Source organism: Pseudomonas sp. WS 5146, assembly GCF_012985495.1.
Classification (GTDB): domain Bacteria; phylum Pseudomonadota; class Gammaproteobacteria; order Pseudomonadales; family Pseudomonadaceae; genus Aquipseudomonas; species Aquipseudomonas edaphica.
Map to the genome: position 1 here is coordinate 230,669 of NZ_JAAQWL010000010.1, position 13,887 is coordinate 244,555.

Sequence of the window (13,887 nt, forward strand, 5' to 3'; positions counted from 1 at the left end):
CCCGTACTATCAGTCGCGGCGGCTATGCGCGGGCACGTTTCGACGTGGCTGAGATCCCTGGGTACTCGGTTCCTACCCCGCGTATGGCTGCCACCCATGCCCGTAGGAAGGCTGTTGGCAGCTCCTGTTCATACCCGGAGTTGTCCCAATGCAATCACTTACCCCTGATCCACAGATCACACCCAAAGTCTTCACCCGCCACCATCACCAGCTGCACGCTGTGTTGATAGACAACCAGCCATGGTTCAGCGCCTGCGACATCGGCCACCTGATGGGCCTGCACCTGAACCCTGCGTTACTGCGCAAGCTCGATCCCGACCAACAACTCACCCTGCCGCTGATCACTCATGGCCACTGTGCGCCGACGTTGATGGTCAGTGAGTCTGGCGTTTATGCGCTGCTTATCTACCACTACTACCCGGAGAATCGGTGCCTGCGCCAATGGTTGACCCATGAGGTGGTGCCAGCCCTGCGCTGACAGCAAAAACCACACAAAGCTGGTGGCAGAGTTGCCGGTTTTGCTCCAGCGCAAATGATCGTTCCCACGCTCTGCGTGGGAATGCCTCCTGTGACGCTCTGCGTCGCGGCCTCAGAAGCGGGACGCAGAGCGTCCCGGGCTGCATTCCCACGCGGAGCGTGGGAACGATCACTACACAAAACAAATGTGGGAGCTGGCTTGCCTGCGATAGCGGCAGGCCAGTCAACATCTTCGGTGACTGACACTCTGCTATCGCGGGCAAGCCAGCTCCCACATTAGGTTTACGGTGTAGCTCTGGATCAGAACGCCGGCAGAATCGCGCCTTTGTACTTCTCAAGAATGAACGCTTTCACTTCTGGCGTGTGCAGGGCTGCAACCAGCTTCTTCACCGCGTCCGAATCCTTGTTGTCGTCGCGGGTCACCAGGATGTTCACGTAAGGCGAGTCATTGCCTTCGATCACCAGCGCATCCTTGGATGGATCCAGCTTGGCTTCCAGGGCGTAGTTGGTGTTGATCAGCGCCAGGTCGACCTGGGTCAGCACGCGCGGTAGGGTGGCGGCTTCCAGTTCGCGGAATTTCAGGTTTTTTGGGTTGCCGCTGATGTCCTTGATGGTCGACAGGATGTTGGTCGGGTCCTTCAGGGTTATCAGGTTGTGCTTGGCCAGCAGCAACAGGGCGCGACCGCCGTTGGTGGCGTCGTTCGGGATCACGACGTTGGCGCCGCTTGGCAGGTCTTCCAGCTTTTTGTACTTGCTGGAGTAGGCGCCCAGTGGCTCCAGGTGTACCGCGGCAACGCTTACCAGGTGAGTGCCCTTGGTTTTGTTGAACTCATCCAGGTACGGCTGGTGCTGGAAGAAGTTGGCGTCCAGGCGTTTTTCAGCCACCTGTACGTTCGGCTGCACGTAGTCGGTGAAGACTTTGACCTGCAAATTAACGCCTTCTTTGGCGAGTGCAGGCTTCACGAATTCGAGGATTTCCGCGTGGGGCACCGGCGATGCAGCGACTGTAATAGTCTCGGCAGCATGGGCAGAAAACGCGGCAACGGCGGCGAAAGCAACCAGTAGTTTTTTCATCCAACAAGCTCCTTGTTCGGGCATGTGCCGGCGGGGGCCGGCAATGGCCGTTATTTTCGAGAGTAGTGTGTCACCAGCTTATCGCCGATGGTTTGCAGAATCTGTACCAGCACAATCAACATCACCACGGTGACGACCATCACGTCGTCCTGGAAACGTTGGTAACCATAGCGGATCGCCAGGTCGCCCAGCCCGCCAGCACCCACGACGCCTGCCATGGCGGTGTAACCCACCAGAGCAATAGCGGTGACGGTGATGGCCGCAATGATGCCGGGTTTAGCCTCTGGCAGCAGTGCCTTGGTGATGATCTGCCGAGTGGTGGCGCCCATGGCTTGAGTCGCCTCGATGATGCCGCGATCCACCTCGCGCAATGCGGTTTCCACCAGGCGCGCGAAGAACGTCGAAGCGCCCACCACCAAAGGTGGAATCGCGCCGGCCACACCGAGCGAAGTGCCGGTGATAAAGATCGTCGTAGGGATCATCACAATCAGCAGAATGATAAACGGCAGAGAGCGTATGGCGTTGACGATAAATGCCAGCACGCCATAGGTGGCTTTCTGCTCGAGCAACTGACGTGGGCTGAACAGAAACAGCAGAACGCCCAGCGGCAAGCCAACCAGTACGGTGAACACCAGCGAGGTGCTGAGCATCAGCATGGTGTCGCCGGTGGCAACCCAGATGTCGGCCCAGTCAACTTTGTCGAAGTAATGCAGTAACACGTCCATTAACGCAGGACCTCCATATGCACATCGGCTGCGGTAAAGCGGGCGAAGGCCGCTTCCATGTCACCGCCGGTGATGGCCAGGGTCAGTTGCCCGTAGGGGGTATCTTTGATGTGGTCGATGCGACCGGCAAGGATGCTGTAGTCCACTCCCGTTTCGCGGGCGACGGTCCCCAGCAATGGCGCGTAGGTCGCTTCGCCCTGGAACGTCAGGCGCACGATGCGGCCCGGTACATGGGCAAACACATCACGCTGCTCGCCTTCATCGACTTGCTCGGCTTCTTGCACAAAGCGCTTGGTGGTCGGGTGCTTGGGGTGCAGGAACACCTCGGCCACCGAGCCTTGCTCGACGATCACGCCGGCGTCCATCACGGCGACCTGGTCGCACACGCGGCGGATCACGTCCATTTCATGGGTGATCAGCACGATGGTCAGCTTCAACTCGCGGTTGATCTCGGCCAACAATTTGAGCACCGAGGCGGTGGTCTGCGGGTCGAGGGCGCTGGTGGCTTCGTCGCACAGCAGAATTTTTGGCTTGGTCGCCAGGGCGCGGGCGATGCCGACGCGCTGCTTCTGGCCGCCGGACAACTGCGCCGGGTACTTCTTGGCATGGTCCGACAGGCCCACGCGGGCGAGCAGTTCAGCCACGCGCAGGTCGATGTCTTTACGCGACAACTCGCCGGCCAGGGTCAGTGGCAGCGCCACGTTGTCGGCAACGGTCTTGGACGCCAGCAGGTTGAAGTGCTGGAAGATCATCCCGACTTGCTGGCGAAAACGGCGCAGGCCGTTGGCGTCCAGGGCGGTGACTTCCTCACCGTCGACGTTGATCTGACCGCCGCTGGGTTGTTCCAGGCGATTGATCAGGCGCAGCAGGGTACTTTTGCCCGCACCGGAGTGGCCAATCAGGCCGAACACCTGGCCGTTTTCGACGCGCAGGCTGGTGGGGTGCAGGGCGGGGATTTCCTTACCGGCGACGCGGTAGGTTTTATGGACGTTATGAAACTCGATCACGTAGCGAACCTTGTGGGGCGCATTGAAAAGGGATCAGCGGTTAGCCGGGCGCGCATTTTAGCCTGTCCGTATAGCGTTTCTTAGCATTTATTTCGCATTCAACCAGCGATTTGGCAATAACGCGATCAAAGGTCATAAAAAAGGAACGGCCCAAAACCCCATCAGTCACTACTTAAGCAACTCAATTTCCCAGGTGCCGTGCCTGGGGGTTTGCTCAAACGAGCCGGGGACCGCTCTGGCCACTTTGAATAAGGAGTTTTGACTGATGAGTACCAAGAAGCCAGCCACCCCGCCTAAGAGTGAGCTTGCGGGCACCGATACCCTGGACCGTGGCAACACCAACGCCAAGCTGCAGGCCCTGGAAGAGTTTCGCTCCGATGCGACCGGCCAGGCGCTGCGCACCAACCAAGGCGTAAAGATTTCCGATAACCAGAACACCCTCAAAGTCGGCGCCCGTGGCCCCTCGCTGCTGGAAGACTTCATCATGCGTGAAAAAATCACGCACTTTGACCATGAGCGTATCCCGGAGCGCATCGTGCATGCCCGTGGCACTGGCGCCCATGGTTATTTCCAGACCTATAAGAACCATTCTGCGCTGAGCAAGGCCGGGTTCCTGCGTAACCCGGAGCATAAAACCCCGGTGTTCGTGCGCTTCTCCACCGTGCAAGGCCCGCGTGGTTCGGGCGATACCGTGCGTGACGTACGCGGCTTTGCCGTGAAGTTCTTCACCGACGAAGGCAACTTCGACCTGGTGGGCAACAACATGCCGATCTTCTTCATCCAGGATGCGATCAAGTTTCCGGACTTTGTGCATGCGGTAAAACCTGAGCCCCATAACGAAATTCCTACCGGTGGCTCGGCCCACGACACGTTCTGGGATTTCGTCTCGCTGCAGCCGGAATCGGCGCATATGGTGCTGTGGGCCATGTCTGACCGTGCCATTCCAAAAAGCCTGCGTTCCATGCAGGGTTTTGGTATTCACACCTTCCGGTTGATCAATACCGAAGGCAAGTCCAGCTTTGTGAAATTCCATTGGCACCCGAAAGTCGGCACCTGCTCGCTGGTGTGGGACGAAGCGCAAAAGCTTGCCGGTAAAGACACCGACCACCACCGTCGCGACCTGTGGGAAGCGATCGAGGGCGGCGACTACCCTGAGTGGGAGTTGGGCGTGCAAATCGTTGCCGAAGAGGACGAACACAAGTTCGACTTCGACCTGCTTGACCCGACCAAGATCATTCCCGAAGAGCTGGTGCCGATAACGCCGCTGGGCAAAATGGTGCTTAACCGCAACCCGGACAACTTCTTTGCCGAGGTCGAGCAGGTCGCCTTTTGCCCAGGCCATATCGTGCCGGGTATCGACTTCACCAACGACCCGCTGCTGCAAGGCCGTCTGTTTTCCTACACCGATACGCAGATCAGCCGACTCGGTGGCCCGAATTTTCATGAGCTGCCGATTAACCGGCCGGTCACGCCTTTCCATAACGGCCAGCGTGATGCCCAGCACCGCACCGTGATCGATAAGGGCCGTGCGTCCTACGAGCCGAACTCGATTGATGGCGGTTGGCCCAAAGAAACGCCAGCGGCGGCTCAGGATGGCGGGTTCGAGACTTATTACGAGCGCGTTGACGCCAACAAGGTACGTGAGCGCAGTGAGTCGTTTGGTGACCACTTCTCGCAAGCCACGCTGTTTTTCCACAGCATGAGCCACCACGAGAAAGAGCACATCATCGCGGCCTACAGCTTCGAGTTGGGCAAGGTGGAGCGTGAGTTTATCCGCGCGCGTCAGGTCAACGAGATTCTGGCCAATATCGACCTGGAGTTGGCCAAGCGCGTTGCGCAGAACCTCGGCCTGCCGGCGCCGACCAAAGGCACGGTACCGCCGCGCAAGACGTCGCTGAAAGAGTCGCCGGCGTTGAGCCAGGTGAACCTGCTGTCGGGCGACATCAAAACACGCAAAGTCGCAATTCTTGCGGCTAACGGTGTGGATGGCGCAGCGATTGCGGCGTTGAAGAAAGCGCTGGCCGCCGAAGGTGCGCATGCCAAGGTGCTGGGGCCGACGTCGGCACCGGTGAAGACTGCGGATGGCAAGAGCCTGCCGGTGGATGCGTCGATGGAAGGCATGCCGTCGGTTGCGTTTGATGCGGTGTTCGTACCGGGCGGTAAAGAGTCGATCAAGGCCTTGAGTGGCGACGGCGTGGCGTTGCACTTCCTGTTGGAGGCGTACAAGCATCTGAAGGCGATTGCGCTTGCCAGTGATGCCAAGCCGTTGCTGGAGCAGCTTAAGCTGGAGGCGGATGCGGGGTTGATCGTGGGAGCGGATGCCAAGGCGTTCAAGGCGTTCTTTGCGGCGATTGCGCAGCATCGGGTGTGGGCGCGGGAGCCTAAGGCCAAGGCGATTCCGGCTTAAGCTTTTGGGTGTTTGTTAGACCGCTATCGCAGGCAAGCCAGCTCCCACATTTGACTGTATTCACAGTTCAAAAGGTGGGAGCTGGCTTGCCTGCGATGGCTTTACTCGGTTTTGCGCGGAATCAACACAACCTGCGCCGGGATGTGTTTCACAATCTGCCGGTGAATCTTCAGGTCATACGCCGAATCAATGCGTTTCACCCGTTTGGTCAGCAGTGTGGCCAGCCATGGGTAATCCTGGGTGCGCGGCGCCTGAATGGTCACATCGCACTGGTAATTCACCACATCGGTGGCGATCGCATCCAACTGATGGCGAAGTTCTTCAATATCGGTGAGGTTCAACGCAACCGTGGTGCTTTGAGCCGCCGGGTCGATGACCTTGGCGGGTGGCTTGGCCTCGGCAGCTTTCAAGGCGGCTTCGGCTTTATCCAGCTCGGCTTTGCGGGCGTGGCTGATGGCGCTGTTGACGCCGCCAGTAAGCGCCGGAGCCTTGGGCATCAAGGCGCGTGCGCGGCTTAACGCCGTAGCGGCGGCATTTACATCACCTTTTTGCAATACGACCTGGCTGCGTTGCAAGTAGGCTTCGGCCAATTGGCGCTGGTAGGTTTCCAGGGCTGGGTCGTTGGGCGACTGGGCCTGTAATGCGGCCAGCTCGTCTTCGGCGGTGGCCAGTTCACTGCTGGCCAGGTTTTGCTCCAGCTGCGCGATGGCCGCAGCACGCGGGTCCTGCGCCTCGGGGGCGGCAGGCGGTGTGCTTTGGCAGGCGCCCAGCAGCAGGGAAAATGCGGCAAGGAGCAGATAACGGGAGTTGAACGGCTTCATTCCTGCGACTCTCTATTTGCGCAAAAAGCGAGCAAGTCTACACCCCTCGACGGGGCAGGACAAAACTCAGCAGAAACAGGGCGGCGGCCGTGACCACAATCGACGGCCCGGCCGGCGTGTCCTTGAACCAGGACAGCGCCAGGCCCCCGCACACGGCGAGCATGCCCAGCAGGCTGGCGCCGATCGCCATCTGCTCCGGTGAGCGGGCATGGCGCTGGGCGGCGGCTGCGGGAATGATCAGCAGCGACGTGATCAACAATACGCCGACAATCTTCATTGCGACAGCAATCACCACGGCGATCAACAGCATCAGGGTCATGCGCAGCGCCGGTACGGGCAAACCTTCGACGGTGGCCAGCTCTTCGTGCACGGTAATTGCCAGCAACGGGCGCCACAAGGCCACCAGCAGCACCAGCACAGCGGCGCTGCCGCCGAGGATCCAGGCAAGGTCAGTGGGGCTGATCGCCAGCAAATCGCCGAACAGGTAGGCCATCAGGTCGATGCGTACTTCATGCATGAAGCTCAGCACCACCAGGCCCAGCGACAGCGTGCTTGGCGCCAGAATGCCCAGCAGCGTGTCCGAGGCCAGCGGCTGGCGCTGTTGCAGGGTTACCAGCAGCACCGCCAGTAATAGGCAGCCCACAGTGACGGCGATGGTCGGGCTCACATCCAGCAGAAAGCCCATGGCCACGCCCAGCAGCGCGGCATGCGACAACGTGTCGCCAAAGTAGGCCATGCGCCGCCAGACCACGAACGAGCCCAATGGGCCCGCCACCAGTGCCAAAGCCAAGCCTGCCAGCAGGGCGTAGAGCAGAAAATCAGCCATGCTTGCAGCTATCTCCATGAACGTGGGGTTGAGGCGTAGCGGGATCGTCGACCACAGCGCCATGCAAATCATGGGCGTGATCGTGATGGTGGTGATAGATCGCCAGGCTCTGCGCGTTTTTGCCGAACAGCTCGACGAATGCCGGGTCGCCGCTCACCTGTTCCGGGTGGCCGGAGCAGCATACGTGGCGGTTGAGGCACACCACTTGATCCGTGGTGCTCATCACCAGGTGCAAGTCGTGGGAGACCATCAGCACGCCGCAGCCATGGCGGTCACGCAGGCGGGTGATCAGGCTGTACAGCTCGGCCTGGCCGGCAACATCCACGCCTTGCACGGGTTCATCAAGTACCAGCAGCTCGGGTTCGCGCAACAAGGCGCGCGCCAGCAGTACGCGTTGCATCTCGCCGCCGGAGATGCTCTGCACCGGGCTGTCGATAACCTGTTCGGCACCGACTTCCTTAAGCGCCGCTTGTGCGCGTGCGCGGTCGACGCCAGGCACCAGACGCAGGAAGCGCAGTACCGACAGCGGCAGCGTTGGATCGACGTGTAATTTTTGCGGCATGTAACCGACGCGCAGCTTGGGCTTGCGCCACACGCTGCCGCTGTCGGGCTTGAGCAGGCCAAGCACGGCGCGCACCAGCGTGGTCTTGCCGGCGCCATTGGGGCCGATCAGCGTCACGATCTGCCCCGGCTCCACGCTCAACGCGATGTTATCCAGTACGTTTTGCCCGGCGAACGTGACCCCAACCTGCTCCAGGCGGATTAACGCGTTGCTCATCAAGCCCCCTGGCAACCGGAGCAGAGCCCGACCACTTCGACCGTTTGCCCTTCGACCTTGAAGCCCACGTCGGCGGAGCTTTTGATGATGGCGTCGCTGATGCTTTTTTGTTCAAGCTCGATGGCGGCGTGGCATTCGCGGCAGATCAGGAATTGGCCCTGGTGCGCGTGTTCCGGGTGGCTGCAGCCGACAAAGGCGTTGAGCGATGCGATGCGATGCACCAGGCCGTTTTCCAGCAGGAAGTCCAGCGCGCGGTACACCGTCGGCGGCGCGGCGCGGCGGCCGTCCTGCTCGCTGAGCACGCCAAGAATGTCGTAGGCGCCCAGGGGCTTGTGACTTTGCCACACCAGCTCCAGCACCCGACGACGCAGGGCGGTCAGGCGCAAGCCTTTCTGTGCGCACAGGGTATCGGCCTCCGACAGCGCGGTGTGCACGCAGTGAGAGTGGTCGTGGGGACGGCTGGCAAGCGGTGTTTTAGGCATGAGCGGCGACAGACATTTGATAGAGACGTTATTATGTTACCTGTTCCTACGCCATTGAGTGGTCATCGTGTCCCGACTTTTTCCCGTTTTTGTCGTATTTGTCACCAGTTTGTTCATCACCGGGGCCGCTCAGGCTGAGGTCAAGGTGCTGACCAGCATCAAACCGTTGCAGTTGATCGCCGCCGCTGTGCAGGACGGCGTGGCGATTCCAGAGGTGCTGTTGCCGCCTGGCGCATCGCCGCATAACTATGCCTTGCGCCCATCCGACGTACGGCGCGTGCAGTCGGTAGACCTGCTGTATTGGATCGGCCCGGACATGGAGAGCTTCCTGCCACGCGTGCTCAAGGGGCGTAGCCTGCCGACTGTGGCCGTTCAGGACTTGCCTGGGATGAAGTTGCGTCGGTTCGCCGAAGATAGCCACTCGCATGCCGATGATGCCGACGAACACGACCACGATCACCGCCCTGGCAGCCTGGATGCTCACTTGTGGTTATCGACGGTCAATGCCCGCGTGATCGCTGCGCGCATGGCGTCTGACCTCAGCACTGCCGACCCGGCCAACGCTGCGCGTTATCAGAGCAATGTGAAGGCGTTCGATGAGCGTCTGGATGCTTTGGATGCACGCTTGAAGGCGCGCCTGTCCACCGTCGGCGACAAGCCGTACTTCGTGTTCCACGAGGCATTTGATTACTTCGAAGACGCTTACGGGCTCAAGCACACGGGCGTGTTCAGCGTGGCCGCCGAAGTGCAGCCGGGCGCTCAGCATGTTGCCGCGATGCGTACGCGTTTGCAGGAAGTGGGTAAGACGTGCGTGTTCAGCGAGCCGCCGTTGCGTCCGCGTTTGGCCGAGACTTTGGTGGCGGGCTTGCCGGTGAAGTTGGCAGAGCTGGATGCGTTGGGTGGCTATACCCCGGCGACGGCGCAGGGTTATGAGCAGGTACTGGAAAAGCTGGGGAATGACTTGGCCGGGTGCCTGGAGTCACTCTAACCGCAAATACATAACCCATGTGGGAGCGGGCTTGCTCGCGAATGCGGTGGATCAGTAATAGATGTATTTACTGACACTGCGCATTCGCGAGCAAGCCCGCTCCCACATTTTAAAGTGCGAACGGCAGGTGGACGGTAACCTGCTGGCGCTGCGCCAGCCGATGCTCGAACTCCGCCGGGTCATGGATCAACACATCCTGCCCGGCAAACGATTCCGCGGCGATCAGGCGTGACAGCCAGAAACGCACGCACGCAACGCGCAGCAGGGTCGGCCACAGCTCGGCCTCCTTGGCGGTAAACGGCCGCAGCCCCGCGTAGGCGCCCAGCAACGCGCGGGCGCGTTGCCCATCAATCACGCCATCGGCGTCGGAGCACCAGTCATTCAAGGCGATTGCCACGTCGTACAGCATCGGGCCTGAGCAGGCGTTGTAGAAGTCGATCAAACCGGTGAGGTGCGTGCCTTCGAACATCGCGTTGTCGCGGAACAGGTCGGCGTGTACGTTGGCGCGCGGCAGGGCGAGGATGTCGGCCTTGTGGGCTTCGATTTCGCTCAAGGACGCTTGCAGCAGACGCTGCTGGGCTTCGTTCAGGTGTGAAATAAGCTGCGCGCCTTCAGTGAGCATCCACTCCAGGCCGCGATCGGTCTTGCGCTCCAGCACTTTGTCGCCTTGCGTCGCCAGGTGCAGGTGGCCGAGCAGGTCGCCGACCTGGGCGCAATGCTGCGCGTTGGCGTCCTTTATGTGCTTGCCGGCCAGGCGCGGCTGCAACAGCGCCGGTTTGCCTTTGAGTTCGCGAAGCGCCATGCCATCGGTGGTACGCAGTGCGTAAGGCACCGGCAGGTCGGCGTCGTGGAGCACGTCTAGCAGTTCGATGAAGAACGGCATTTCCGCCACTGGGCCGCGCTCAACCAGAGTCAGGACGAATTCGCCCTGTTCCAGGCTGATGAAAAAGTTGGTGTTTTCGCTACCGGCGGCAATCCCCTGGAAATCAAGCAGGCGGCCGAGCCCGTAAGGGGCGAGAAAGGTTTCCAGCTCGGGCCGAGCCAGGGGGGTGAACACAGACATGTTTAAGCTGCCAGTACGGGCGCCGCAGTGCGCGGCGCCAATTTAAGTTAAGAAATCATTTCCATTCGAAGATCTTCCATGACGGGATCAGCATATCCGGCTGGTCAGAGCGGATGAAGTTCGCATCGGTTCCGTCCGCGCGCACCAGGAAATACGGTGGAAAGCCTTTTTGCGTCACCTTAATTGCGTACAGGAAGCCATTCTGGCGGTATTCCTGAATGGTCTTGTCGCCTTCCGTGCGAATGGTAACTTCCGGGTCGCCCGACGGCGCAGTATCCGCCGCCATGGCCACTATCGGGGTGAGTGCAATCAAGCCGGTCAACAACAGGCGATTTACTGTACGCATGATAACCTTGTCCCTTTGTCGTCATTGGTCCGGCTATTCTAGCGCCTGACCCGCCGAAAAGGTTGATCCTGCTCATGAGCCAAGCCCCCCTCGTCCTGGTGGACGGTTCTTCTTATCTGTACCGCGCCTTCCACGCGCTGCCACCGCTGACCACCTCCAAAGGCCTGCCGACCGGTGCGGTCAAGGGCGTGTTGAACATGCTCAAAAGCCTGCGCAAGCAGTACCCAAACAGCCCGTTCGCGGTGGTGTTCGACGCCAAGGGTGGGACCTTTCGCGATGAGATGTACGCCGAATACAAGGCTAACCGCCCCAGCATGCCCGATGACATGCGCCTGCAAATCGAGCCACTGCACCAGAGTGTGATCGCCCTGGGCTTCCCGTTGCTGTGCGTTGAAGGCGTCGAAGCCGATGATGTGATCGGCACCCTGGCCCGCAGCAGCGCGGCGGCTGACCGCCCGGTAGTGATTTCTACCGGCGACAAGGACATGGCGCAGCTGGTGGACGGGCACATTACCTTGGTCAACACCATGACCGGTAGCTCGATGGACATCGAGGGCGTGAAGGAGAAATTCGGTGTCGCTCCGGAGCAGATCATCGATTATCTGGCGCTGATGGGCGATTCGTCCGACAACATCCCAGGCGTGCCGGGGATTGGTCCGAAGACGGCTTCCGGCTTGCTGGTGGGTGTGAATGGCGGCATCAAAGAGCTGTATGAGCAGTTGGATATCGTGCCAACCTTGCCGATCCGCGGGGCCAAGACCCTGCCGGCCAAGTTGGAAGAGCATAAGGAGATGGCATTCCTGTCCTATCAACTGGCGACGATCAAGGTCGACGTGCCGCTGGATGTGGGCCTGGATGATTTGCACCTGATCGAACCGGACCGCGAAAAGCTGCTGGAGCTGTACACGCTGCTGGAGTTCAAGAGCTGGTTTGATGAAATTCAGCGCGATGCCAAGCGCGTTGAGCTCAAGGCTGCCCCTGTTGTTGAGGAGGCCATCGAAGTGGTGGCACCCGCAGAAGCGTCTTACACCACCATCCTCGACCAGGCGACATTCGACGCCTGGCTGAAAAAACTCAACGCGGCAAAATTGTTCGCGTTCGACACCGAAACCACCGGGATCGATGCGCAACAGGCGCAATTGGTCGGGGTTTCCTTTGCCGTGCAGCCCCATGAAGCAGCTTACATCCCGCTGACCCATTCCTACATCGGCGCGCCGCAGCAACTGGACCGTGACACGGTACTGCTGGCCTTGAAGCCATTGCTGGAGGACGCGACCAAGCTCAAGGTCGGCCAGCACGCCAAGTTTGATATGAACATCCTGGCCAACTGTGCCATCGGCGGCGACCAGGCCAACGGTATTACCGTGCGCGGCATCGCTTTCGACACCATGCTCGAATCCTATGTGCTGAACTCCACCGCGACCCGGCACGACATGGACAGCCTGGCCAAGAAGTACCTGGACTACGACACTGTCAGCTTCCAGGACATCGCCGGCAAGGGCGCCAAGCAGCTGACGTTCGACCAGATCCCGCTTGAGCAAGCCGGCCCTTATGCGGCCGAAGATGCCGACGTGACGCTGCGCCTGCACCAGGCTTTGCATGCGCAGCTTGAAGCCATTCCAAGCCTTGCCAGTGTGCTGACGGACATTGAAATACCCTTGGTGCCGGTGCTGGCGCGTATCGAGCGTCAAGGCGCACTGGTGGATAAGGCGCTGCTGGGCATCCAGAGTATCGAGCTGGGCAACAAGATGGTTGAGCTGGAGCGCCAGGCGTTTGAGATCGCCGGTGAAGAGTTCAACCTGGGCTCGCCCAAGCAACTCGGGGCGATTCTTTACGAGAAGCTCGGTTTGCCGGTATTGAAAAAGACCGGCAAAGGCCAGGCGTCCACGGCTGAAGAAGTATTGGCCAAGCTGGCCGAAGATGACTTCCTGTTGCCCAAGGTACTGATGCAGTACCGCAGCATGAGCAAGCTCAAAAGCACCTACACCGACCGCCTGCCGGAGCAGATCAACCCGCGTACCGGGCGTATTCACACGTCTTATCATCAGGCGGTGGCGGCGACCGGGCGTTTGTCGTCCAGTGATCCGAACCTGCAGAACATCCCGGTGCGCACCGCCGAAGGGCGGCGCATTCGCCAGGCGTTTGTCGCGCCTAAAGGCTACAAGTTGCTGGCGGCGGACTATTCGCAGATCGAACTGCGGATCATGGCGCATTTGTCCAAGGACGAGGGGCTGATGAATGCCTTCCGTAATGACCTGGACGTGCACACCGCCACCGCCGCCGAAGTGTTCAAGGTTGAGCTGACAGAGGTCACGTCCAACCAGCGCCGCAGTGCCAAGGCGATCAACTTTGGCCTGATCTACGGCATGGGCGCGCAGAAGCTCGGCAAGGACATTGGCGTGGATACCAAGACCGCCAAGGCCTACATTGATGTGTACTTTGCACGCTACCCAGGCGTGCGTGAATACATGGAGCGCACCCGCGCCCAGGCGGCCGACCAGGGTTATGTCGAAACCTTCTTTGGGCGTCGGCTGTATCTGCCGGACATCAACTCCAACAAGCCTCAGGAGCGCGCGGCCGCAGAACGCACAGCGATTAACGCGCCGATGCAGGGTACGGCGGCGGACATTATCAAGAAAGCCATGGTGCTGGTGGACAACTGGCTGACCGAGTCGGGCCTGGATGCCAAAGTGATCCTGCAGGTGCACGATGAATTGGTGCTTGAGGTGCGTGAGGATCTGGTGGCGCAAGTCAGCGAGAAGATCCGCGAGCATATGAGCGCGGCGGCCAAGCTTGACGTGCCTTTGGTGGTAGACGTGGGCGTGGGCGATAACTGGGACGAAGCACACTGACAGCGCGGCTCTGCCATTGCCGAGGGTGATGGCAGAGCGCT

12 protein-coding genes and 1 pseudogene are annotated in these 13,887 nt (G+C 60.3%); 4 read left to right on the forward strand and 9 right to left on the reverse strand.

What is annotated here, in order from left to right:
* Positions 1-148: 148 nt before the first annotated feature.
* A pseudogene (locus HBO41_RS23640) lies at positions 149-475 on the forward strand (Bro-N domain-containing protein); the annotation flags it as partial.
* Between the two features lie 302 nt (positions 476-777).
* On the opposite strand, the gene HBO41_RS23645 reads toward HBO41_RS23640, so the two are convergent.
* The 3 genes from HBO41_RS23645 to HBO41_RS23655 are packed head-to-tail and all read right to left on the reverse strand — an operon-like array spanning position 778 to position 3,283.
* Positions 778-1,551, reverse strand: a complete 774-nt coding sequence (locus HBO41_RS23645; protein ID WP_169987966.1) for a MetQ/NlpA family ABC transporter substrate-binding protein — start codon at positions 1,549-1,551, stop codon at positions 778-780.
* 50 nt (positions 1,552-1,601) lie between these two features.
* Positions 1,602-2,276 carry a methionine ABC transporter permease gene (locus HBO41_RS23650; RefSeq protein WP_017139104.1) on the reverse strand — a complete coding sequence of 225 codons (675 nt, stop codon included), beginning with the start codon at positions 2,274-2,276 and terminating at the stop codon, positions 1,602-1,604.
* Entirely contained in the window at positions 2,276-3,283 is a 1,008-nt protein-coding gene (locus HBO41_RS23655; RefSeq protein ID WP_017139103.1) for a methionine ABC transporter ATP-binding protein, read from the reverse strand. The genes HBO41_RS23650 and HBO41_RS23655 overlap by 1 nt, the downstream gene beginning before the upstream one ends.
* A gap of 265 nt (positions 3,284-3,548) precedes the next feature.
* Here HBO41_RS23655 and katE point away from each other — a divergent pair, with 265 nt between their 5' ends.
* Positions 3,549-5,690, forward strand: a complete 2,142-nt coding sequence (gene katE / locus HBO41_RS23660) for a catalase HPII (protein WP_017139102.1) — start codon at positions 3,549-3,551, stop codon at positions 5,688-5,690.
* Positions 5,691-5,791: 101 nt separating this feature from the next.
* Here the strand turns inward: katE and HBO41_RS23665 are convergent, their stop codons facing one another.
* From HBO41_RS23665 to HBO41_RS23680, 4 genes are read right to left on the reverse strand one after another with little or no spacing between them, the layout of a single operon-like run.
* On the reverse strand, positions 5,792-6,511 hold the full coding sequence (locus tag HBO41_RS23665) for a PA5502 family lipoprotein (protein WP_169987968.1): 720 nt from the start codon (positions 6,509-6,511) through the stop codon (positions 5,792-5,794).
* 37 nt (positions 6,512-6,548) lie between these two features.
* Complete coding sequence (znuB, locus tag HBO41_RS23670; protein ID WP_017139100.1) at positions 6,549-7,337, reverse strand: zinc ABC transporter permease subunit ZnuB; 789 nt, start codon at positions 7,335-7,337, stop codon at positions 6,549-6,551.
* Positions 7,330-8,115 (reverse strand): zinc ABC transporter ATP-binding protein ZnuC, encoded by a 786-nt coding sequence (gene znuC, locus HBO41_RS23675; RefSeq protein ID WP_017139099.1) that lies wholly within the window; start codon positions 8,113-8,115, stop codon positions 7,330-7,332. The genes znuB and znuC overlap by 8 nt, the downstream gene beginning before the upstream one ends.
* Positions 8,115-8,597 carry a Fur family transcriptional regulator gene (locus tag HBO41_RS23680; protein WP_017139098.1) on the reverse strand — a complete coding sequence of 161 codons (483 nt, stop codon included), beginning with the start codon at positions 8,595-8,597 and terminating at the stop codon, positions 8,115-8,117. The genes znuC and HBO41_RS23680 overlap by 1 nt, the downstream gene beginning before the upstream one ends.
* 58 nt (positions 8,598-8,655) lie before the next feature.
* Here HBO41_RS23680 and HBO41_RS23685 point away from each other — a divergent pair, with 58 nt between their 5' ends.
* On the forward strand, positions 8,656-9,585 hold the full coding sequence (locus tag HBO41_RS23685; protein ID WP_017139097.1) for a metal ABC transporter solute-binding protein, Zn/Mn family: 930 nt from the start codon (positions 8,656-8,658) through the stop codon (positions 9,583-9,585).
* 109 nt (positions 9,586-9,694) lie between these two features.
* On the opposite strand, the gene HBO41_RS23690 is transcribed toward HBO41_RS23685, so the two are convergent.
* Both HBO41_RS23690 and HBO41_RS23695 read right to left on the reverse strand, forming a co-directional pair.
* The gene (locus HBO41_RS23690; RefSeq protein WP_017139094.1) at positions 9,695-10,648 is read right to left on the reverse strand and encodes a homoserine kinase; all 954 of its coding nucleotides are present in this window, start codon (positions 10,646-10,648) and stop codon (positions 9,695-9,697) included.
* A gap of 55 nt (positions 10,649-10,703) precedes the next feature.
* Positions 10,704-10,994, reverse strand: a complete 291-nt coding sequence (locus tag HBO41_RS23695) for a DUF2782 domain-containing protein (protein ID WP_017139093.1) — start codon at positions 10,992-10,994, stop codon at positions 10,704-10,706.
* A 74-nt stretch (positions 10,995-11,068) separates the two neighbouring features.
* On the opposite strand from HBO41_RS23695, the gene polA reads away from it, so the two are divergent.
* On the forward strand, positions 11,069-13,846 hold the full coding sequence (gene polA, locus HBO41_RS23700) for a DNA polymerase I (RefSeq protein ID WP_099550161.1): 2,778 nt from the start codon (positions 11,069-11,071) through the stop codon (positions 13,844-13,846).
* Positions 13,847-13,887: the final 41 nt, after the last annotated feature.

What these genes read in the sequence shown, in the direction of transcription:
- HBO41_RS23645 (WP_169987966.1), bottom strand. Translation starts at nt 1,551, where the DNA reads ATGAAAAAACTACTGGTTGCTTTCGCCGCCGTTGCCGCGTTTTCTGCC.
- HBO41_RS23650 (WP_017139104.1), bottom strand. Translation starts at nt 2,276, where the DNA reads ATGGACGTGTTACTGCATTACTTCGACAAAGTTGACTGGGCCGACATC.
- katE (WP_017139102.1), top strand. Translation starts at nt 3,549, where the DNA reads ATGAGTACCAAGAAGCCAGCCACCCCGCCTAAGAGTGAGCTTGCGGGC.
- HBO41_RS23665 (WP_169987968.1), bottom strand. Translation starts at nt 6,511, where the DNA reads ATGAAGCCGTTCAACTCCCGTTATCTGCTCCTTGCCGCATTTTCCCTG.
- znuB (WP_017139100.1), bottom strand. Translation starts at nt 7,337, where the DNA reads ATGGCTGATTTTCTGCTCTACGCCCTGCTGGCAGGCTTGGCTTTGGCA.
- znuC (WP_017139099.1), bottom strand. Translation starts at nt 8,115, where the DNA reads ATGAGCAACGCGTTAATCCGCCTGGAGCAGGTTGGGGTCACGTTCGCC.
- HBO41_RS23680 (WP_017139098.1), bottom strand. Translation starts at nt 8,597, where the DNA reads ATGCCTAAAACACCGCTTGCCAGCCGTCCCCACGACCACTCTCACTGC.
- HBO41_RS23690 (WP_017139094.1), bottom strand. Translation starts at nt 10,648, where the DNA reads ATGTCTGTGTTCACCCCCCTGGCTCGGCCCGAGCTGGAAACCTTTCTC.
- HBO41_RS23695 (WP_017139093.1), bottom strand. Translation starts at nt 10,994, where the DNA reads ATGCGTACAGTAAATCGCCTGTTGTTGACCGGCTTGATTGCACTCACC.
- polA (WP_099550161.1), top strand. Translation starts at nt 11,069, where the DNA reads ATGAGCCAAGCCCCCCTCGTCCTGGTGGACGGTTCTTCTTATCTGTAC.